The organism is Streptomyces sp. NPDC031121 (assembly GCF_055570615.1).
On record NZ_JBVIGV010000004.1, the window covers coordinates 67,792 to 88,890 of the forward strand.

The following is a 21,099-nucleotide window of genomic DNA, read 5'->3' on the forward strand; positions in this document are numbered from 1 at the left end:
ACGGGGGGGGGGACGCGAGGAGTAGCCCAGAGGTGTCCACTAGCATGGGGTGGCTCAGGAGTAGAACGCTGCTTCAAGTCACCAATAGGACACGGTGAGTGAACAGCGGTGTTCGCCAGGCAGGTCACCCGCGTGACAGTCGAGGCTTTGCGGCGGTGTGGACCGGCCGGGAACCTTGCCTTCGTAGCGCCGTACGTGATCTCCTGGAGGTCATTCAGGTCGGCAGGTACGGAGGAGTGGGTCGTGGCGAAGGAGAAGGGGGCAAAAAACACGTACGGCGTGCCCCTGGAGCGAAGCGACTACCTCAAACCGGATAAGCACAGGCACCACTGCGAGCCGGATGATTTCACGAAATGGGTCCAGTCCGGTTACGGAAAAGGCAAGCGCCTGGCCGTAGACCTTTTCTCGGGTGCTGGCGGGCTGAGCCTGGGCCTTGAGCGGGCCGGATGGACCACCGCAGCAGCCGTGGACTTCGACGAGCGGGCCCGCGAGACGCATGCAGCAAACTTCCCTGGAATGAGTCTTTGCGTAGACCTCGGGGACGACCTCCAGCGAGGCGCATTTATCCAGCGAATCGTGGACTCCGGCGCCGATATCGACCTTGTGGCAGGAGGCCCCCCCTGCCAGCCGTTCAGTCGCGCCGGCCGTAGCAAGATCCGGCATTTGGTCGAGTACCACAACCGCGACCCGCACGATCTCCGCAAGGAACTCTGGCGCGCTTATGTCGATGTGGTGGAGCGGCTCCTGCCACGCGCTGTCCTCATGGAGAACGTTCCTGACATGGGGCTCGGCGATGACTTCAGCGTAATACGCGTCATCGAGGCAAAGCTGGAGAGCCTTGGGTACGTAACCCAGGTACGGCTCGTGGATGCGTGGAACTATCGCGTGCCGCAGCACAGGAAGCGCCTGATCCTGCTCGCACGGAGAGACGGTGGCGGCTTCGTGTGGGGTAAGCCGAAGAAACAGACCACCCTTCGGGATGCCATCGGCGACCTTCCTGCGCTCAATCCTCAGCCCTTGGAACCGGTAGGTTCCCGAGTCTGCGACTACGACGAGCAGCAGGAGTCACCTTCTTCCTTCGCCAAGGAGATGCGCAAAAGGGCGGATAAGGGCGTAATTCATGACCACATGACACGGCGAGTCCGTAAGGACGACTTCAGAATCTTCACGGTCATGGATTCCAAAACCCTCTACTCCGAGCTTGACGAGAAGCTGGAAGAGGACGAGAAGGACTTCCAGAGGTACGACGCGGAGCAGTTCACCGACAAGTACAAGAAACTGGACTGGGAGGAATTGAGCCGGACCATCACTGCCCACATCGCCAAGGACGGTTACTGGTACATCCATCCTGAAGAGCCGCGAACGCTGACCGTGCGTGAAGCTGCGAGGATCCAGACCTTCCCGGACCGCTTTCGGTTCGCAGGCACGCGGAGTGACGCCTTCCGACAGATTGGCAACGCGGTTCCCCCACTGTTGGGCGAGGCCGCAGCCCGGGTCCTCCTGCCGCAGGACGTTCCCGCCGGGGACGAGGACGCGGACAAGTGGCCGAAAGTACGTGAGGAGTTGACCCGCTGGGCCAAGGAGCAGCGCGCGGGTAGGCAGTGGTACCAGTTCCCCAGTGGCCGGAAGATGAAGCCGCTCGGGGCTCTCGTCATGGCGGTGCTCTCGGGGAGCAAGCTGCACCCGAAGCACCTCTCTCACGTGATGGACGATGTCGCTGGGCACAAGGAACTGACACAGGACGTCTACCTCGCCCTCGTGAACGCGGCACCGACAGCAGCAGTCCGCAAGCGCCTGGAGGACCGGCTCGGTCCGGTCGTCGACAAGCCCGAGGTCTGGGTGGACGCGGATTCGGTTCTTGATCACAGCAAGGTGATGGGGCTAAAGCCGGCTGAGCTCGCATTGTTCAGGCTGCTGGCCGGCGGCGACATCATGCTGGTCAGCCAGAGCGCGTTGCGGGTGGCTGCGAGGGTGCAACAGAACGAATCGCACCTGACCAACCGACTGACCGAGGGGCGGCTCAACCTCATCAAGCTTCTCGGCGCCGGCCGTGATGCACCGGTGCGCATGGCCGCCATCAGATTCATCGGCGACAACCTGTGCCGGGACAAGCAGCCGGTTTGTGGAAGCTGCCCGCTGAGCGACTACTGTCCGACGCGTCCGCAGGAGGACGAGGGCGCCGAAACCACCTTGGATGCTGCGCTGACCGCAGGCTGACAGGGCGCTCCCGAGAGAACAGGGACGCCGTGGTGTGCGGCGTCGGCGACGCGCTGGGCGGCCCGCCCGGCGTCAGTCCTGACCTCACACTCCCAGATGCGCACCACGGTCCATCCGGCGTCTCTCGCCGCTGCGGTGTTCCTGGCGTCCCTCTCCATGTTGGCCGTGATCTTGGCCTCCCAGCGCGAGGCGTTCGGCCCGCGGAACTGCCGTGTGCCGTGGGAGGGGCAGCCGTGCCAGAAGCAGCCGTCGACGAAGACCGCGACGGAGTACCGGGGCAGTACGAAGTCCGCCGTGCAGCGAGGAGCGACCTTACAGTGCAGCCGAAAACGGAGCCCGAGGGCGTGGACGGCGCTCCTGAGGGTCTTCTCCGGTTCGGTGTCCCGTACGCGGCGGCCTCGGAGCTGTGCACTCCAAGGCGTGCTCACCCATCCTTCGTGTGTGCTCACGAGGCCATGCTCCCACCTTGGGCGGCCTCGCCGTGGGCGTGCTCCGGGTGGCAGACTGACCTAGATGATCCGAGAACCCGCAGAACTCAACGTCGACGAGGCAGGCCGTGTGGAGCTCCCGCTCGGGATCCTCGCCGAAGCAGGCATCAGCCTGGGGACCAAGCTGCTCGTGTTCAGTGACGGGGACGGGCGCATCGTGCTGAGGCGTGCAGAAGACGCGATCAACGACCTGCTGCACGAGGGAACCCTCTAGCGGCAGCCCCGACTGTCCGGGGCTGCCTCTCTCACGCGGTCTCGAGGTCGACGGGCACGGGGTGGAATCCATGCCGCAGGGCCTCTTCGTAGACCTCCATCGCCTGCCTGGCCTGGGTCCCGGTAACCCGTCGCCCCTGGGACAGACGCTGCGCCACACGGTCGGCGAGCTGCCTGTCCACGGCGCGCAGGACCCGGCCTTCGCGGGCCCAGTCCGCGAGAGCCTGCCACTCCTCGCTGGGGATGTCCTCGACGGCGGCTTCGGCCTCGTCGGACTCGGTGCTCTCGGGGGAGGCGATCTCGAAGGGCTCGGCCGTGAGCTCGGCGGCCAGTGCGTCGGGGAGCGTCCACGGGATGCGGGATACCTCGTCCCAGCAGTCGGGCTTCTTCGCCCACTCCGACACGTGCCGGTCGCCAGAGATCACCGTCTCCATGATCAAGGGGCAGAGTTCGTCGAGGGCGTCTCTCAGGGCGTCCGTGGTGCCCTGCTCGTTCCAGATCCTGTCGAGGTCGATCCGCTTCTTGGCGGCGAACGAAAGCCGGGCGACCGTGTAGGTCGTGATCAGCCGTTTGTGGCTGCCGGCCGAGTGCGTACGGGCGATCCGGTCGGCAGCCTGGAAGAGGAGGGCCGTGGCTATGGCGCGCTTGCAGTACTGCACGTCCACTACGGGATCGGACTTCTCGATCCGCTCCATGAAGTGGGCGAAGTTCTTCTGGGCGCCGCGGCTCACCCAGTACGGGAGCTGTTCCCAAGAGTGCACGAAGGTGGCCAGGTCGGACTTGCTGAATCTCTGCCGGCTCGGCGTGATCAGCTTGAACTTGCGCTGGGCGGCGCGGGTCTCGTGCTCGGCGGCCTTGTCGGTGTACTGGCCCCGTGCCCGCTCGTAGAACCATCGCGTCTCCTGACCGCTGCCGTCGGTCGCTGGAGCCCACAGGCTGCGGGAGACACGCTCGAAGGCGACGTGGAACTCGTGGTTCGAGCTGAAGTCGACCAACGTCACCTTGTTCTGGGTGTTGGAGTACTGGGAGATCCTCGGAACGATCTCGGACAGGTACGCGGGATCGACGATCGTGAGTTTCATCTGCACATGGACCCCCTCCAAGTCCCGCTTGTCATGAGTCAGGACGTAGTGCAGCGAGGCGGTGGTCTGGCCGCCGTTGACGATCTGGAGGCCGGTCATACTCCTGATGGCGACGGGACTGCCGTCCTCGTCGGTCTCGAAGTCCACGTCCGAGGCGGTGGCGGTCACGCCGTTGTTGTAAGCGAGGAAGCGGCTCGGATCCTTCAGCAAGGTGTCGCGGATGCCCTTGTTCACGCCACCACGGGTCTGGAGGAAGGACCGGACGTTGAGTTCGAGCAACCGGGTCCGGTGCTCCTTGTACAGCTCGGCCAACTGTCGGCCGGGAATCACGGCCAGGACGACCGAGTAGTTCGGTTCGTCGCTGTGAGCCGCCAGACAGGGAAGGGGACGCTCGAAGGTGACCTTGATGGGCTCGCCGATACTCCCGGAGGTCTCGTGCCTGTGGAGCCGCGCGAGGTCCCAGAGCTCGTAGGCGACCGGGATTCCCTCGAACTCCGTGGGCTCCGGGGCGCTCGTCGTGCTGACCCGGTTGCTGAGCAGGAAGAGGCGGATCTTCGGAACGTTCGACAACGCCTTCTCCACACCGACGCACATGTCATGCACGTCGGTGTTGTCCTCCTGGTTGGGGCGGATGGCCCCGTGCTTGCCCAGGAACGCGAACAGCCTGCGGAAGAGTCTGTCGGACTCGGCCTTGGTCAGCTTGCTGCTCGACGGGGTGAGGTTGAAGTCCGTTGTGTACAGGTCGAGGCTGGACCCGTCCTCGGGCAGGCCGTAGCCGTAAATCTCCAGTCCGCGGGAGGAGTGGTACGCGAGTGCCGCGTCGGTGACGACACCGGCTTCCTCAAGGATCTCGAGCACGTGCTGGGTGAACGTGTTCGGGATCGAGCCGCCCTCGGCGTCCGCCAGCGCCTGGATGTCGGTGACCAGCGCGCGGGAGTACTCGTGCAGGTCGTGTTCAGCCATGGATTCCTCGGATCAGGTCGACCAGTGTTTCGGCGGTCACGCTGTGGGTGGCCAGGGCCGACACGTCGATGGTGTAGGTGCAGTTACCGACCCCGGGCGGCAGTTCGGCTTCGACGATCCGGGGAAAACCCTCCCCGACCATCCAGAACTCGCTGCGACGTAGGGTGTAGCGATCATGATCGTAGAGGTCCCGTTGGTTCGGCAGATAGCCGGCCTGGACCAGCAGGCTCTCGAAACGCTGCGAGGCGGACGGCGAGGTCAGACGGGCCCGTATCTCGTCCACCAAGGCGTTCAGGCTCTTGCCGAGCCCCCGCTGCCGGTCGTCGAGGACGACATGGGCCAGTACGAGAGGCGTCGAGTCGGCTGTGTCCAGCTGTCGCTCGCTCGCTATCTGGACCTGCCGGGGAGCGCGGGCTGTGGTCGCCTTCACCTCGACTGCGGCGCCGGGCAGCTGGAAGTCCTGGTTCGTCTGCTGTGGACCGGTCCAAGAGCTGACGGCCGTGTGCTGGTCCACAGCCGGAAGCACGTGCTCCAGGAGGAAGTGGAGTTCGCCGAAGAGGCCGCACCGAGCCTGTCGGGACAGACCGTCGCGCGACACGGAGCGCAGCAGCTGCTGCCAACGGACGTAGCGGCGAACCGCGGCCTCCGCCGCCGTCTCGGTGGTCGGTGCGTCCCGCACAACCTCTGCGATGTCGGAGACGAGCGGGGTGAACACCTCCGTGAGTTCGTCGTCGGTGAGCATGACCTGGAGCTCGTAGTGGTTGCCGGACACCGACGACAGGTTCAACTGCAGTCCACGGGTGGCCGGCAGTTCATGGATCTCCTGACGTACGGTGTCGGCGGTCCTGGCGTCGGTGCCGAGCAGCAGCATGCGCCGGAGGGCGGGGTGCGTCACCGACACCTGAATGTCGTGCGGGGAGTCGGGGTGGAGCCGCCGGGTGGACCTGCCCGGGGTCTGCTGGTGGGCCTCCAGCTCCTGCCACACACTCTCGTCGATCACTCTTCGTCCTCGAAGTCGTCGAACTCCATGTCCTGCTTGAACCAGATGTCGTTCACCACGTACTCGGTCTTCAACTGGTGATGGGAGAACGGGAAGCTGATGGCGAACCCGACCAGCGGAGCGACCGGCTCAGGGTTTCCCGACGACTTGGCCACCTCGGCAGGGCTGAGGGGATACAGCAGAAGCAACGGCTGGTCAGAGCGACGTTGGTGACGCAGAGGCCGACCGCGGGGGGTGTCCGGATCGAGCGGTTCACCCTTCCGGTTGAGCTTCCCCTTCGCAGCCTCCTTCGTGTCCTTCAGCGCACGGTCCTTCTGCTCACGGGTCAGGTCACAGAGTTCGTCGGCAGGGCTGAGGACGCGCTTGATCGTGTAGCGGCCGGGAACCACCTCCGAGGACTTGGAGTGGCTGCGCGTGATGAGGCCGATGGAATGGCCCGCGAGCTCGACCGGCGCACCCTCGGGCAGTCGGCTGGCGAGGCGGATCGTCCAGTTACCCAGCTCACCCTGCCTGGCACACTGGCGCACGTACTCCGCGATGAAGGCCGGCCGCACCCGCTGAGCCTGCCGGTCGGTGAGGTAGGAGTCGAGGAAACCCTCGGTGACGTCCGAGGCCGCGACGCCACTCCAGGTGATGCTCCCGCTCCGCTCGTCCACCTTCCCTGCGGAGAGCGCATCGAGGCGCGCGACGAACGACTCGAGGAGCTCGTGGTTGTTACGAACCACCTTCTCGGAGAGGTCGAAGATGGTCGTCTCGGGAAGCTCACCGGAGTAGCTGAGGCGGACACGCGTGCCCTGCCTCATCTTGTTGGAGGCCGTGATGCCGAGGCCGAGCGACGAGGTCCTGACCTTGAGACCGTATTCGCGGGGGGTCAGCCCCACCGCGGACATCTCCTCGACGTCGCGACGGAGTTCGTCGGTGGCCGCGGTGATCTCCGCGTACTGGCGCTGCAGCGTACGTGTCGTGTACAGCCTGCACAGGTCCTCGTAGCGGGGACGGTAGCCGAACCAACGGCCCATCTGCAGCAGGGTGTCGTACGTCTTGGAGGCACGCAGGTAGTAGCTGACCGACAGCCCCTCGAGGGTCAGACCACGGGAGAGCTTCTCGCCACCTACGGCGATGACAGACAGGCCGGTCTCCCGGCGCTCGTAGTACTGGAGGGCGTCCTTCGCCGCACCGTTTACGGCCATGACGGTGATCTTCGCGAGGGCGGCGTGGAGATGGGGTTCGACGTCCTCCCAGTCAAGCCTGTCCCCGGCCATGTCCTCGGTACAGCGGACGAAGTCCTCCTCCCAGAGCTGCCGCAGGTCTTCCTCGAGTTCTTCACGGGCACTGCTGAACCGGTCCTGGAGGACGTCGAGGAGCAGACGCGTGTGTGCGTCGATCTGGTCGCAGACCTGCTGCTGCACGGCCGTGAAGCGGGTCACGTGCACCAGCATGGAGTTGTGCACGGCGACCTGCCCCCGCGCTCGACGTGCCGCACAGGTCAGGACGAAGGACCGAATGGCCCGCTGCAGCGACTCGGGCAGGAAGTCTGGAACCTGATGGTAGGACTTGTGCTTGTCCGGCACCCAGAGGTCTGTGTCCTTGATGTGCCTTATCAGTGGCAGCGGCTCGATGTCCTCCTCGTCGCCGTCAGTCTGTAGACCGAAGAGACGCTCGGGACCGAGATAGTTGGACGGTGCCCGCAGGGTGCGGATGAAACTCTCCGGGAAGAGGTCGGGGCCCAGCTCGTCGTGGTCCGTGTCGGGGCTGATGTAGATGTTCGCGAAGGGGGTCGCGGTGTAGCCGACGTAGGACGCCTTCGTGAAGCTGTTGACCAACCGTCTGATGGCCTTGTTGATCGCCGACGGGTTGGTGTCGGGGTCCTTGGAGGTGTTCACCCCGGCGTTGTCGGCTTCGTCGTCGATCACGAACAAGGGGAGGTCGGGAACAACCATCCTGCCGGTCTCCGGGTCCTCCACGCCGTGGTTGTCGATCACCCAGTCCCGCAGGTTGTCGATGATCCGCCGGTTCTTCTTGACCACGAGGACCACCGGGACACTGCCCACCGGCACGTTCGCGGAGACCGCCGTCTTGCGGGCGAAGTCCCCCTTCTCGTGACTGGTGGTCAGTGACGCGGCCTTCAGCCGCTTGCCGTGATGCGACATCGCGCCAACACCGATATGACGATGCGCGTCGTCGTCCGAGCGGAACTGGTACTGGGTGTCGAACCCGAGGAGCCCTTCGTCGATACGCAGCTGTGTCTGGCTGCGCAGGTCGTTGTGGATCCCTGCGAACACCACAATGAGCCGGTAGCCGGCGTCGGCTGCCTTCGCGGCAAGCCCGATGAACTGCCCCGTCTTGCCGGACTGGACCTGTCCGATCACGAGCCCGGTCCGGCGCCAGGCGCCTTCCCGCTGAGGATCTTCCAGCTCACCGAGAACGTCGTCGGTGCTCTGGTCGAGGCGACGCACGACCTGAGTCGGGAGCTTGGACACGCTCAGCAGGTAGCGCCGGTAGCGGTCCCAGAACTCCCACTTCCGGTCTGCCTTCGCGTCGGCGAGCCATGGCACGTGGCCCTCGTCGTTCGTCATCGCGGAGGAATCGGCCTGGAACACGGAAGCACGCGCCTCGAGCACCTTCCGCACCTGGTCCCGCTCCACGCTGATCCCCTGGGCAGCGAGGATGCTGACCGCGGTGTTCACGGCGAAGTCCACCTCGGCCGGCGTTGCCTGGCGGTCACCTGGCAGGAGCAGCAACGCGGTCTGCTCGGCCTTCTCGAGACTGTCTTCGGGGGCGGTGCTCACAGCGACCTCCAGCGGCCGTGTCGGTTGGGAGTGGGGACTACCAGGTGGGTCAGGAGTTCCAGAAACCCTGTTGCTCGTCGAACGGAGGCATGGAACTGAGTACTCCCCGGGCATCCTCAGGAGAGCGGCCCTGTCCAAGGAGTGCTTCATACACCCGGCGGGCGATGTCGACGGTCTCCGGGGCGGCCGGCCCCGGACCACCGAAGGGTTCGGGGTCGTCGACCGTGTCGGTCTCGTGGAGCATGCGGAGTGCCGTGACCGGGACCGTCTCCTCAAGGAGGCGGATCATCGAGCGGACAACGTCAGGATTGCCGCCCTGGCCGTCCATCGCTGCCTTCACCAAGGGGTGCTTTCTGTTGATGCGCAGAACGATCCGGCCGTCGTGGCGCTTCACGTTCCAGGCGAACTTCAGCGGGTCACCGTGCACCCGAGACACCACCTGGCCACGCTGTCGTGCGGAACGCGAGGCCGCCTCGCGGGTGTATCTGGCGATCCTCTCCAGGTGACGACGCAAGGAGACGGGGGGAACCACACTCGCCTTGCGCACGTCCACGCCCCAGTCGGCGTCGGCCTCCGCAGGGATGTCCACGGCGATCCGCGCGAGGTTGTACTTCTCCTCGCGCCGCAGGCCGCGGATCCCCAGCCAGTCACCGGCCAGGATCAGGCGGTCACGGCGGTAGACGTAGAACCCCTGCTGCCCCAGCCAGCCCCTCTGCCCGGCAGCCGACTCGTACTCGGCATCTGAGAGACGCTGTGCCGTCGGGAGGACGAAAGGCTCCACGAGCACCGACTCCGACCCCAGCGGCAGAGGCTCCCAGGGGATCCGCTGTACCGACGGGTGCGTGGACAGGAACGGGTCCCACGGTGAGAGGTCAGAGCCGCGCACCCGGATGCGGCACCGGGTCGGACGCTTCAGGAAGCGGGCGAAGACCATCGAGAGGTGAGCTTCGGTACGTTCCGCCTCTGCGTAGAACTGGGCCTGCGTCTTTTCGTCGTCGTGGGTCACGGCGGTGTTGTGGTAGCCGGAGAGCTGCTCCCAAAGGACGACGGTCCCGTGCTGCATGCTTCCCGCGATCCGGTGCAGGAGGGACATTGTCATGTCGCCGGGGTCGCGGAGGAGCCGCCACTGCTTGTAGAGCTCCACGACACCGAGGTCCCACGTCCGCACGTGCCAGAATCCGTCCTTGACGGTGGCTACGGTGAGCTTGCGGCACTGGGAGAAGGAGGCAGACTTCAGCCCCACACCGAAACGGCCGAGATCCGTGGCAGTCCGCTCGGCGGACGGGCCGCGGGCGGCTACCGTCATGGCGGTCACCAGCTCGGGCTCTGTCATCCCCTTGCCGTCGTCCATCACTGCGATCCAGGAACTCTGCCCGTCCCACGTGAAGTCGACGTCGATGTTCTTGGCCTCTGCAGAGACGCTGTTGTCCACGAGATCTGCGACCGCGGCGGGAAGCGAGTAACCGAGCGAACTGAGCGACGCCACCATGCCGGCAGGGTCGGGAGCGGCGACGTCGAAGTCCATCTTCACGCTCCGTACCCGGCGTACCCGGTCAGTCCTGTGCGGTCGATTCGCCTGTGTGCTCCGCGGAGCGGTTTGGGCAGGACTTCTCGGGTCTCGTGCGGCGCTACTCGTCCCACGACAGCCGAAAACCCCCGTTCGGAGCATGTTACCGAAAGGGACTCGTATGGCGTAGGTGATCTCCGTGGAGGGCTGACCGCCCGCTGCGCGAGGCACAACACGTACGCCGGCTTGGCCACCTGGCCGCAGCACGCGAAGATCCCCCTCTCGCCCACCATCAAGCGAGACGTATGGACCTTGAACCTGGTAGCGACAGAGCACACCGACCGTGCTGTCCACAAACTCCTCGGCGTCCGCATCGACTCAGCGGACCTGGGGCGCGTGCAGGGCTCTCGATCCTCGGGTTCGCCTTCCCCTTCGTGGGCGGTGAAGATGGCGGTCAGGAAGCCGGATCCGACCTTCAACTCACCCATGTGCTGTGGACAACGCGGGCTGGCTTCAGGAGCTCCGTCCCCGTGGTCAGGCCCGCCTCCCCGTACAGCTCACGTGCGACGTCTCGTGACGGCTCCGCCGGGTTGGCTCCTGCCCCCAGGAAGGCCGCGACGTACCGACGAGGTGTCACGCACAGACGTCCACTGGAATACGCGCACGCTGGATTCGCTTGCTCCTCCTGTAGTGATCACGGAGGGGGCGCTGGTGGCCGAGCTGATGCTGTTCCGGCAGGACGCGGACGGGCGGGATGTCGAGCTGTCCGGTTCGACGGTGGCGCTGGAGGTGGAACTGCAGCGGCGGGTCGAGGCCGGTCTGGAGCAGATGCTCGGGATCCGGTTCCTGGCGTCGGAGTACGCGACCGGTCCGTGGCATCGGGGGCGGATCGACACGCTCGGGCTGGACGAGAACGGCAGTCCGGTGGTGATCGAGTTCAAGAAGGGTTCAGACAGCGGGGTGCTGTCGCAGGCCGTTTCGTACATGGCGTGGCTGGAGTCGGCACAGTTCGAGTTCGAGGCGCTCGTCCGGAAGGTGCTGGGCGCGGAGGCGGCCGAGTCCGTCGACTGGCGGCGTCCGCGGATGGTCTGCATCGCGGCCGGTTTCTCGCACCACGACCGGGTGGCCGTCCAGAGGGTGCCCGAGCGGATCGACCTGGTGCGCTACCGGGTCTTCGAGGGCGGGCTGCTGAGCCTGCTGCTGGTGGACTCCTCGCCCGGCGTGCCGAGCGCGGCGCCCCGGCGGAGCCGCGCTCGGGACGCGGGGGCCGAGGACGCTGCGGTGGCCCCGGCGGCTCCGGCGCCGACGGGCGCCGGTCTTGTTCCGGATTGCCTTCGGGATCTGTTCGCGGAGGTGGACGAGGCGCTGACGGCGTGGGGCGAGGTCGAGGTGGTGCCCCTCAAGCACTACGTCGCCTACCGGCGGCTGGTGAACGTGGCCTCGGTCCTGTTCCGTCCGAAGCACGAGGTGATCCTGGTCTATCTCAGACTCGACCCGGACACGGTCGTGCTGGAGGAGGGCTTCACCCGGGACATGCGCGGTATCGGGCATCTCGGGACGGGGGACCTGGAGGTTCGTGTCGCCTCGGCGGCAGACCTGGAGAAGGCTGCGCCGTTGATCCGGCGGGCGTTCGAGGCGGCCTGAGACAAGCGGAAGGGCGGCTGGAGCATCGGTTCTCGATGCTCCAGCCGCCCTTCGGCGTCTGTGGTCCGCCGGCCCCGGCTTCTCGTTTCTCATGATCAGCTCTCCGGTCCGGCGAGGGTGAAGTCGTCCTGTTCCAGTTCGGCACGCAGGCGCTGTTCGGCGACGTCGGCGTAGTGCGGGGAGAGTTCGACGCCGACGAAGTTCCGGCCTTCCCGGAGGGCGGCGACGCCCGTGGAGCCGCTGCCGGTGAACGGGTCGAGGACGGTGCCGCCCTCGGGGCAGACCTGGACGAGCTGCTGCATGATCTCGACGGGCTTCTGGGTGATGTGGACCCGGTCCTTGCGGGGCTGGGAGGCGATGTAGTGCCCGGGGAGGTAGAGGTCGCGGGTGTGGTCGAGGGATCCCTTGACGCCCCAGACGATGAACTCGGAGTCCTGCTTCGGCCCGCCCTTGCGGGGCCGGCTGGCGGGCTTGATCCACGGGAGGGTGCCGCTCCAGGTCCAGCCCGCCATCTGCAGGGCGTCGGTCGTGGTCGGCTCCTGGCGCCAGTCGGTGAAGACCATCGCGACCGCGTGCTCGGTGGAGGCCCGGTACGCCTCGGTGAGCAGTTCGGTCAGCCAGGAGCGGTACGAGCGCTGGTCCCGGTTCTCGCCGGGGAAGTTGGCGAGGTCGTGTGCCGAGTTACCGGTGACGTACTTGGCGCGCGCGGTGCGGCCAGTGCGTTCCGAGCTCGTACGGCCGCCGGAGTTGTACGGAGGGTCGGTGATCACGGCGTTGACGCTCTCGTCCGGGAGGGCCTTCAGGACGGTCAGGGCGTCGCCTCGGTGCAGCGTGTAGCTCATGGGGGAGGGCCTCTCTTCGGGGGGCGGAGGGTCGTGGAACCCATGCCGGACAGCGCGCAACGGCGCTCGTCTCTGGCGGGGTTGTGCCGGAGGTTAGCCGTGGATTCCGGCCGGACCTAACGAGGCGGCGGTGGCTCGGGGCCGGGGCCGGAGGTCGTTTGGTGCGGCCGGAATCGCGGTCTACTGTCTCGCCGTGTCGCCGGGGAGGAGCCTCGCTCCACCTCGCTGACCTGTGCATATCCGTGCTGTCTCGTCCGATCGGGCCAGCAGGAAAGCACGTTGCCCACGCGTTTCCCGATGCCGTCCGGAGGCCCTTGTGTACTGCCTGAGATTACGAGCGCGGCTGGCTGCCGCGCGTGACCTGAGACCGGCGTCCGGGAGCTGCTAACTCCTCTGGCCCCGGGCCCGCCCGAGAGGCGGATGCACATCGGCGCGGTGCCGGCGGCTTTGCACGAGAAGCCGGCACCGCGTCTCCTACGAACACCGAGGAGCCGCTGCAATGCAGCATGTCCTGACACCCCCGCGCCCCGACCCGACGCCGTCACCCGACCGGCCCCGCCGCCTCGGTGAACGGCGGCGACGATGAAGAAGACCACCAAGGGCGTCGGGGCGGTCGCGTCCCTGCGTGACAGCGACCCCGTGCGCACCACCGCGCACACCTCCAACGCGGCCACCGAGACCTGGCTGGCCACCATGGTGCAGCCTGACGCCGCTGAGCCCACCACCGAGTCCTGACCCTCCACGGGGCCGGGCCCGTCCCGGTCCGGCCCCGTTCCACTCCCGGAGCCCCAGATGAGCGCTCACTCCCCGGAAGCCCTGGTCGCCCTCGGTGGCATCGGCGGCCACCAGCGCCAACGGACCAGCCGTATCGCCTCCGTACTCGGCAACCGCCTCGGCTCGTCCGCTCTCGACTACGCCGTCGCCCACCACCTGCTCGAAGGCGCCGAACACGCGGCGCGCGCCCGGGACGCGGACCGCCTCGCCTGGTACCGCCGTACGACGGTGCGAGACCTGACCCACCTGTCGGCCGGCCCGCACATCGTGCTCAGCCCGCGCCCCATGGACCTGCTCCGCTCGGAGATCTCCGAAACCGCGTACTACCTCGTAGGCCCCGACACCAGCCCTGCCCCGCCGGAGGCCCTTGGCCTCGTTCGCGCCGCCCTCGCCTCCGCGACCGAGCACGGCTTCGGCACCCTGCTCACCCAGCCCGCCCCCGTCATCTGCCTGCTCAACCGCCGCCGGCTCGACGAGACCCTCCACAGCTGGGCCCTCACCCGCCTCCCGGGCACCGTCTTCACCGACTACACCGCCCACCCCGAGGTCCTGGCCCGCGACCTGATCCACGAGGCCGCCCACAACTGGTTCAACGACGCCCTGGCCACACACGACGTGCGCCTCCCCGCCGACGTCACCTTCTTCTCACCCTGGCGAGGAAACCCTCGTCCCGTCTACGGCTTCCTGCATGCCTGCTGGGCCTTCTCCCTCACAGTGCTGTACGTGCGGCGGACCCGGCACAGCGTCACCGGTCCCGTGGTTCCCTTCCTCGACGCCCACCTGCGCCAGCAGGAGGACCAGTTCGCCTCCGTGTCCGAGGCACTGACAGAGGCGCTCTCCTACGTATCCGCCGAGGTGGTCCGTGATCGCGTCAGCCGCGCCGTCAACGAAGCCGTACAACCGGGGTAGCACCGGCGGGCTCACCACAGCTCGACGGTGTGCAAGCGGGGCGCTGGTCCGCAGCCTTCGCTGACCAGGTCCCGGGGAAACCGTGCAAGTGGCCGGACGGTGAGAAGCCCTCAAAAATATCTGCACGCGTCTGGCTCTCTCGGATGCCACGTGAGCCGAGGGCCAGCATCATCTCGGGGGACGGGAGGCGCGGCACTGTGGCGCAGCAGGATCAGTTCGTTGTCTGGTATCAGGCTGAGGAGTTTCCGCCAGAGGTCCAGCGCACAGATCGTCTCACCTCATCCACTGCGGCTCTCGCACATGCACTGTTTGTCACAGGCAGAGAACGCAGACGCTCGCGCACTCGTCCAAAACGCTGTCACCGGCAGCCGCAACCGCTGTGATGCTGCAGGCCAGGCCGAACACGACCGCATCGCAGTAACCTGGCGCGAGCGGGCCCTGAACGCCGAATCCGAACTCACCCGCACCCAGAAAGAGGCCCTGCACCATCGGAAACGGATCGGCGAGCTCATGGGGCATATCCGCGACTTCGACCAAACGGTCCCAGGCGAGCCCGTCCAGCACCTGACCCAAGAGCATCGCAAGCTCCAGGAACGACTCGAAGGCGCCCGCTCCAACATCCGATTCTCAGACAGGCGCATCGCTGCCCTCGAAGCCCAACTTCTTGGACGGGGATAGTCATGTCCACGCAACCCGGCGCTGTCCAGATCCACCTCCATCGTGAGATTCGGCAGACGAATCCACATGAGTACCGAGATGGTCACGCTGAGTTACCCGATCGGCTCCCTGGCTGAAGCGCTGCCGGCATGGCCTTTCAGCCCGACTGGACAAATAGACGAGCTGCGGAAATGACCTGCCGCAGCCGGTCTTCACTCAGCGCTTCGGCCGGCGACTGGTCATCAAGGTGCGGGTTCATGCCGATGAACCAAGCCCGGACCACGCCCTCGCTGTCATGCTCTTGCAGCAGCTGGAATGCTTGAAAGGCGGCACGAAGGCGCTGTTCAGCTTCAGGGCGCGGGGTGTTGTCTCCCCGGGCCCACCTTCCGACAGTCTTCGGGTCGGCAGCCCCAGCAATGAAGGCGGTCAGCTTCTGTCCGAGTACCTCCTGGAGGTATCCCGCGACGTCGCCGATCGCGGTCTCGACGGCCTGACGGTGCGCCGCTGCCGCTGCTGCTTCTGTGATCGCCATGACATTCCTTTCCTCGTGCCGGGCGCGGCGACCGTGGCCTCCACTTTCCCAGCTACGCCCCCAGTATGCCCCCACTAATGCCACCAGTCTCGCCTCGAAGCTCACCCGTGACACAAGTCGCGAGGGCCTGCATGCCCGTCTAGCCTGATCTTGGAGCGGTCCCACCAGCCAGCAAGCCTGGGAGTGGGAAGTGACTGAGCCACGGCTACGCGAAACCCGGCCGAAGAAGCCCCTATGGCGCGTTGGTCGGTCCGGAGCACCCTTCCATCCGAGCCGGAGTCCTGACGATGTCCTTGCCCAGCCTGACGAGGGCAATCGCTTCGACAGCCAGCGCGGGGACTACGGGGTTGTCTACTTCGGCACGAGCTTGACCTGCTGCTTTGGGGAAGTTCTGCAGCACCTTAGGCCCAGCACGAAGATGATCGAGGTCGTGAAAGAGGAGTGGGCCGAGCGAAACCTCATGCTCTGCGGCAAGGTGGAAGCCGAGTGGAGGCATAGGCGGACGGCCGTATCGGCCCTGGTCACTGACACTCGCCCCTTCGTCGATGTCGAGCACCCGGATACGCATCAGGTCCTGACCCAGAAGATGGCAATCACACTGGCCACGCTTGAGGTCGATCGCCTAGACGTTCCAACGATCAGAGGCAAGGACCGTCGCGTGACGCGATCGGTGTCGCAGTGGGTTCACGATCAGGTCGACGGGCAGGGCAACCGCCTATACGCCGGCGTTCGATATCTGTCCAAGATCGACACCACTTGGGAGTGCTGGGCTGTCTTCGATGACGCGATCTGGACGGCAGGCGCTACTCGATCGATCACTGCCAGCATGGCCGAGCTCAAGACCATCCGAGACCGTTACGGCCTCGTGGTCTATTAGGCGGACACCTACGCCACACGAATCCCCAGGTCAGGCGCCAACCGGACACTTCGCCGGTCGCTAAACTCGACGAAGTGCCTCCGGCGACGGCGATTACAGGAACAAGGACCTCGAGGATCCTCATTCTTGCTGGTCAGAGGCACTTCTCACTTACCTGATCAACCGAGGACAACCCCACTTCGTGAAAGCGCGAGGTTAGTGCCACATCGAACGACATTAACCCTGCCGTGGGTCCGACTATGTCTGTGCCGACAACCGCCGCAGGATCAGAGTTCAGCTGGCGGCAGGCCGAGGCGGTCGTGCCGTGCCCGACGGCTGGAGGGCGTCACGATGAGAGCGCGGGTGGCGCTGATGCGCCTCATCTGTCCGTTGGCAAGTGCGTGGGCGCACACGGCGGCACCCCCGGAGCCGGCTAGCGGGGACGGCGCTCGGTCCAGTCAAGGCATGCGCGAACCGGCGATCGGCGTGAGCCGACGGCCGGGATATCGGTCTCGGCCGGCCAAAGCGTGCCCTTGCGGGCCAGCTCGGTTTTCCCTGTTCCGGGATCACAGCATCGCGAAATACGTCAGGCGACCCACTCGGGAACGACCCGGCCGAGAATCGGGGTGCGGTCCCCAGGGAACCGTGCGGGAACGATCGTCAACGACTTCAGGACGTAGCCCAGGAGCATCCGCCGGTCCGCGAGCGTCGACTCCGCCCACGCGTCCGCCAGTGCCTCGCCGTCTGCGAAGAAGACAGAGAGGTCGGCTTCCCGTGCGAGTTCGGCCGCTTCGAGGTCGAGTGACTCGATCACCGCCGACTGCTCGGCTGCCAACGTCTTGAACCGGTCTTCGGACAACGTGCCTTCCACGTAGAAGTCGTGTTCCAGTTTGTCGCGGCGTGTCCTCGCCGCGTCGAGGCCGGCCATAACCTCCTTGCGGCGCTGCTCCTTCTCCACGTCGTGGAAGACCGCCCAACGTCGGACTATGGCGTCGAGGCCCGGGGATCCGTGTTCGAGAGCCGAGACGTGGCTGAGCCACATCGCCTCGACCGCCGCGTCCATACGCGGCGCGCGGACCACCACACCGGGGCAGGCTTCCTTGCCGTACGCGGATCGGGTGCGGCACCGGTACATGAGGCTGCTGGCGCTGCCGCTGCCACTGCCGGTCATGCCCTTCCCGCAGTGCGGGCAGGAGAAGATGCCGCCGAGGAAGGTGGTGTGCGGGCGTTTCCCACGCGATCCCCCACCCATCTTGGTCACGCGCGCTTCGATCAACGCGAGGATCCGGAGCCGCTCCCCCGGGCTGACGACACCGGTCCCGATCACCACCGGGTTGCCTGCGGCGTCCCGCACGGGCTCGGCGGAGGGGACCCATATGTCAAGGGGCTGGCCGTGCTCGTCGAACCGCCTGTCCTTGGTCGGCAGCAGGCCAGCCCATGCCGTGGACCGCACCATGCGCGTGATCGCGCGGGCGTCCCAGCGGGCGCCGTCCCGCGTCCGGATGCCGTCCCGTTCCAGGTCGTGGGCCACGCGCATCGCGGACTTCCCGGCCAGCAGCTCGTCCGCGATGCGACGGGCGTGCGGGTACTCGGCAGGGTCCGGTTCGATGTGTCCCGATCCCCTGGGGGAGCGGACGCCGTACGGGGTGCGGCCACCCGGCCACCGGCCGGCGGTGCGTGCCGCGTTCTTTCCGGTCGTCACCCGGAGGGTGAGGTCCTTGATCTCCTCGCGAGCGCGTTCGGCCAGGATCGCGAAGACGATGCGGGTGCCCGGCTGGCTGGAGTCCAGGCGTTCCTGGAGTACGAAGAGCCGTGCCTGCCGGCGGTCGAACTCGTCCAGAGCCGTGCCTATGGCAGCCATGCCCCGTCGGTCGAAGCGGTCCGTCTTCCAGACAGCGAGCGTCTTGATCTCGCCGTCCATGATGGCGGCCATCGCGCCTTCGAGCTTCTCGCGCCGCACATGCTGCTTGGAAGCGCTCCGCTGTTCCAGCCAGACCTTGCGGACGGTGAGCCCCTGCCAGCGCATCTCATGGCGCAGGTCGCGGGCATGCTGCTTGAGGGTCTCGACCGTCTCCCTCTTCTTGCTGCGGCGCAGGTAGAGGTCGACCAGGTCCTCCGGGGACTTGCCTGCCAGCTCCTCGGGAGAACCGTCCCGGAACTCCTCTGCCGTCTTCTTCGCCATAGTGCCCTCCTACCTCACAGATCCGGCCGCTCCAAACGGCATCTGTGCAGGTGAGGGCTGCTGTGTATTACGCGGCGCTCTCCCAGGCGAGCGCCAGGAACCGCTCGATGCGGCCGAGGTCCAGTTCGACGGCCAGCGAGACGGCGATGATCGCGTGGTCGACGTTGGCGGCGAGGATCTGCCCCTCGGACCGCTGCGAGGAGGTGGAGCGCACGAACGCGGTCCGGCGCGGCAGGTACGCCTTCACGTAGCGCGGGTTGCCGGACGGCTCCACCGCGGCCCAGTCGCCGGTGCAGATGACCCGCAGCGGGTCGTGCGGGGTGACGAAGGCGGTGTCCGCGCGGACGGTGCCGTCCGCGGTGGCGACGTCGCACTGGCCGCGGTCGACGCGTACGACGCGGCCGGGCAGCAGGCCCTGCTCGGCGTACGGGGCGAACTCGGCGGCCCATGCGTCGTCCCAGCCGAGCGCGCCGAGCGCGGACGCCGAAGAGGAAGAAGCGGAAGCAGAAGAGAGAGACAAGGGGGACCCTTCGGAGGGCGGCCCCGGCCGCGCGGGCCCGTTGGGCGCGCGAAGAGGTGAAGGTGTCGGTCAGCCGGAGGCCACGGAAGCGGCATTGACGGTCTGGTGGGTGCGGGCGGCACCGAGCGCAGCGACAGTCATCAATGAACTCACCTCCGGGTCGGGACGAAACGGCTGCGGTCCGCGAAGCTCACGCGTCGTGGACCGGTCGAACCGGTGGAACCGTAGCAAGATCGGCTACGTCCTCGCCAACGCTTTTTCAGTGCTTCCGCAGCCGGGCCGTGTAGTCCTCCGGCGGCAGGAACTTGGACCACCGTTCGGGGAACTCGGACGGCATGCCGGCGTCGGGCTCGCCGTCGTCCTCGTCCTCGGACTCGCCCTCGGCCAGTGCCCGCCAGGCCGCGGCGCGGGCGATGAGCTGCGCCGCCTCCGCCTCCCGGGCGCGTTCGTTGGCCTCGCGTGCCGCGGCCGTGGCCACAGACGGCCAGACCCGGTCGATGGCGGCGTTGACGGCCGCGCCCACGAGCACCGCGAACGCGGACACGCCGATCCACAGCAGCACCGCGACGGGGGCGGCCAGCGAGCCGTAGATGGTCGGCCCCTCGACGGTGTTGATGAGGTAGAGCCGCAGCAGGAACGAGCCGACCACCCACATCGCGAGGGCCACCAGCGCGCCCGGCACGTCCTCGATCCACGGCGAGCGCACGGGCACGGACACGTGGTACAGGGTGGTCAGGAAGACGATGGAGAGCAGGGTGACCGTCGGCCAGTACAGCACCGCGATCACTTCGGCGCTCCAGGGCACCCAGCGCACGACGGCGTCGGGTCCGGCCACCATCAGCGGCAGCACGATGGCGCCGATCAGGAGCGCGATCACGTACAGCAGGAAGGCGAGCAGCCGGGTTTTGACGATGCCGCGGTGTCCGTCGAGCCCGTACATGACGGTGATGGTGTCGATGAAGACGTTGACGGCGCGCGAGCCGGACCACAGGGCGAAGGCGAAGCCGAGGGAGATCAGGTCGGGGCGGCCGCCGCGGGTGACGTCGTCGAGCATCGGTCTGGCGATCTCGTTGACGCCGCGGTCGGAGAGGACGGTGCCGACGGCGCGCAGGATGTTCTCCTCGATGGACGCCACGACGGTGCCGCCGGTCCAGCCGTCGACGTAGCCGAGGACGCCGAGCAGGCCGAGGAAGAGGGGCGGCAGGGACAGCAGGGTGAAGAAGGCGGCCTCGGCGGCGAGGCCGAGGATGCGGTACTCGATGCAGGAGTTCACCGTGTCTTTGAGCAGCAGCCACGCCATCCGGCGCTTGGAGACGTTGCGGTAGAGGGCGCGGGCCCGGTGGAGCCGCCCGGACCGCCGCCCGGGGATCCGCTCGGGTGTTTCTTCTGCTGGCTGCACGTCCTTACGGTATCCGCCCGGCAGCCCCCGGCCGCACCTCTGCCGACGGGTTCCGGCGGCCCCCGGGGCAGGGCGTCCGCGCCCCCGTCCCGGCATCCGCGCGGCCCGGCCGTCCGGCGACGTGTGCGGCCCCCCTGCGCAGGGGTGCGCGGGCGGCGGGGCACCAGTGACCGAACGGGGTACGCCGATGGCGGGGGCGGCCCGTCGGCGGTACCGACGGAAAGGGCTACGCGCCGGGGCCGGGCCCGCGGGCGGCCGGGGCGTACGGGACGGGCACGGGCCGGCGCCGACCCGGGCGCGAACCGGTCGCGGGCCGGGCGCGGGAGGGGGTAGGGGACGAGTGCGGATCGCGGGTCGGGAGCGGTCCCCAAACCGCCCCGGACCGCAATCCGGACCCGTGTGGCCGGCCGGGGGGGGGGGGGGGGGGAACCCGGAGTCACCCCCCCGCCATGGAAGGCCCTGGGGGGGGGTGTTGAATCCCTCCTTTGTGTTGGTCAAAGCCGGGTTTGTTGGACGGAAATCTTG

The 21,099-nt window shown here is 67.2% G+C and carries 16 protein-coding genes and 1 pseudogene; 6 read left to right on the forward strand and 11 right to left on the reverse strand.

Annotation, left to right across the window (positions count from 1 at the left end):
* Positions 1–243 precede the first annotated feature (243 nt).
* Positions 244–2,217 (forward strand): DNA cytosine methyltransferase, encoded by a 1,974-nt coding sequence (locus ACZ462_RS08395; RefSeq protein ID WP_467807586.1) that lies wholly within the window; start codon positions 244–246, stop codon positions 2,215–2,217.
* Here the strand turns inward: ACZ462_RS08395 and ACZ462_RS08400 are convergent.
* Positions 2,145–2,666 carry a very short patch repair endonuclease gene (locus ACZ462_RS08400; protein ID WP_467807588.1) on the reverse strand — a complete coding sequence of 174 codons (522 nt, stop codon included), beginning with the start codon at positions 2,664–2,666 and terminating at the stop codon, positions 2,145–2,147. The two genes, ACZ462_RS08395 and ACZ462_RS08400, sit on opposite strands and share 73 nt — an antisense overlap.
* A gap of 64 nt (positions 2,667–2,730) precedes the next feature.
* On the opposite strand from ACZ462_RS08400, the gene ACZ462_RS08405 reads away from it, so the two are divergent.
* Entirely contained in the window at positions 2,731–2,919 is a 189-nt protein-coding gene (locus ACZ462_RS08405) for a hypothetical protein (protein WP_391467831.1), read from the forward strand.
* 31 nt (positions 2,920–2,950) lie between these two features.
* Here ACZ462_RS08405 and ACZ462_RS08410 read toward each other — a convergent pair whose 3' ends face one another.
* The 4 genes from ACZ462_RS08410 to ACZ462_RS08425 are packed head-to-tail and all read right to left on the reverse strand — an operon-like array spanning position 2,951 to position 10,277.
* The gene (locus ACZ462_RS08410; protein ID WP_467807590.1) at positions 2,951–4,963 is read right to left on the reverse strand and encodes an AIPR family protein; all 2,013 of its coding nucleotides are present in this window, start codon (positions 4,961–4,963) and stop codon (positions 2,951–2,953) included.
* Entirely contained in the window at positions 4,956–5,963 is a 1,008-nt protein-coding gene (locus ACZ462_RS08415) for a PD-(D/E)XK motif protein (protein WP_467807592.1), read from the reverse strand. Before ACZ462_RS08415 ends, ACZ462_RS08410 begins: the two co-directional genes overlap by 8 nt.
* Positions 5,960–8,752, reverse strand: coding sequence for a Z1 domain-containing protein (locus ACZ462_RS08420; protein ID WP_467807594.1), 2,793 nt, complete (start codon positions 8,750–8,752; stop codon positions 5,960–5,962). The genes ACZ462_RS08415 and ACZ462_RS08420 overlap by 4 nt, the downstream gene beginning before the upstream one ends.
* Before the next feature lie 49 nt (positions 8,753–8,801).
* Complete coding sequence (locus ACZ462_RS08425; RefSeq protein ID WP_467807595.1) at positions 8,802–10,277, reverse strand: ATP-binding protein; 1,476 nt, start codon at positions 10,275–10,277, stop codon at positions 8,802–8,804.
* A 693-nt stretch (positions 10,278–10,970) separates the two neighbouring features.
* On the opposite strand from ACZ462_RS08425, the gene ACZ462_RS08430 reads away from it, so the two are divergent.
* The gene (locus ACZ462_RS08430; RefSeq protein WP_467807602.1) at positions 10,971–11,903 is read left to right on the forward strand and encodes a DUF5655 domain-containing protein; all 933 of its coding nucleotides are present in this window, start codon (positions 10,971–10,973) and stop codon (positions 11,901–11,903) included.
* A 95-nt stretch (positions 11,904–11,998) separates the two neighbouring features.
* Here the strand turns inward: ACZ462_RS08430 and ACZ462_RS08435 are convergent, their stop codons facing one another.
* Positions 11,999–12,745: a DNA-methyltransferase gene (locus tag ACZ462_RS08435; RefSeq protein WP_467806758.1), complete on the reverse strand. Its 747-nt coding sequence runs from the start codon at positions 12,743–12,745 to the stop codon at positions 11,999–12,001.
* Positions 12,746–13,327: 582 nt separating this feature from the next.
* Here ACZ462_RS08435 and ACZ462_RS08440 point away from each other — a divergent pair.
* Together ACZ462_RS08440 and ACZ462_RS08445 are read left to right on the forward strand one after the other, a co-directional pair.
* Entirely contained in the window at positions 13,328–13,480 is a 153-nt protein-coding gene (locus ACZ462_RS08440; RefSeq protein ID WP_467806756.1) for a hypothetical protein, read from the forward strand.
* A gap of 57 nt (positions 13,481–13,537) precedes the next feature.
* The gene (locus ACZ462_RS08445; RefSeq protein ID WP_467806755.1) at positions 13,538–14,428 is read left to right on the forward strand and encodes an aKG-HExxH-type peptide beta-hydroxylase; all 891 of its coding nucleotides are present in this window, start codon (positions 13,538–13,540) and stop codon (positions 14,426–14,428) included.
* Between the two features lie 312 nt (positions 14,429–14,740).
* On the opposite strand, the gene ACZ462_RS08450 is transcribed toward ACZ462_RS08445, so the two are convergent.
* Complete coding sequence (locus ACZ462_RS08450; RefSeq protein WP_467806753.1) at positions 14,741–15,007, reverse strand: hypothetical protein; 267 nt, start codon at positions 15,005–15,007, stop codon at positions 14,741–14,743.
* A gap of 235 nt (positions 15,008–15,242) precedes the next feature.
* On the reverse strand, positions 15,243–15,617 hold the full coding sequence (locus ACZ462_RS08455) for an XRE family transcriptional regulator (RefSeq protein WP_467806751.1): 375 nt from the start codon (positions 15,615–15,617) through the stop codon (positions 15,243–15,245).
* A gap of 190 nt (positions 15,618–15,807) precedes the next feature.
* Here ACZ462_RS08455 and ACZ462_RS08460 point away from each other — a divergent pair, with 190 nt between their 5' ends.
* The gene (locus ACZ462_RS08460; protein ID WP_467806750.1) at positions 15,808–16,494 is read left to right on the forward strand and encodes an RES family NAD+ phosphorylase; all 687 of its coding nucleotides are present in this window, start codon (positions 15,808–15,810) and stop codon (positions 16,492–16,494) included.
* A 565-nt stretch (positions 16,495–17,059) separates the two neighbouring features.
* On the opposite strand, the gene ACZ462_RS08465 is transcribed toward ACZ462_RS08460, so the two are convergent.
* The 3 genes and pseudogenes from ACZ462_RS08465 to ACZ462_RS08475 all read right to left on the reverse strand — a co-directional run bounded on the left by ACZ462_RS08465 (position 17,060) and on the right by ACZ462_RS08475 (position 20,574).
* Positions 17,060–18,655: a recombinase family protein gene (locus tag ACZ462_RS08465; RefSeq protein ID WP_467806749.1), complete on the reverse strand. Its 1,596-nt coding sequence runs from the start codon at positions 18,653–18,655 to the stop codon at positions 17,060–17,062.
* Between the two features lie 70 nt (positions 18,656–18,725).
* Positions 18,726–19,175, reverse strand: a pseudogene (rsgA, locus tag ACZ462_RS08470) (GTPase RsgA); the annotation flags it as partial.
* A gap of 259 nt (positions 19,176–19,434) precedes the next feature.
* Positions 19,435–20,574, reverse strand: coding sequence for a YihY/virulence factor BrkB family protein (locus tag ACZ462_RS08475; RefSeq protein WP_467806748.1), 1,140 nt, complete (start codon positions 20,572–20,574; stop codon positions 19,435–19,437).
* Between the last annotated feature and the right edge of the window lie 525 nt (positions 20,575–21,099).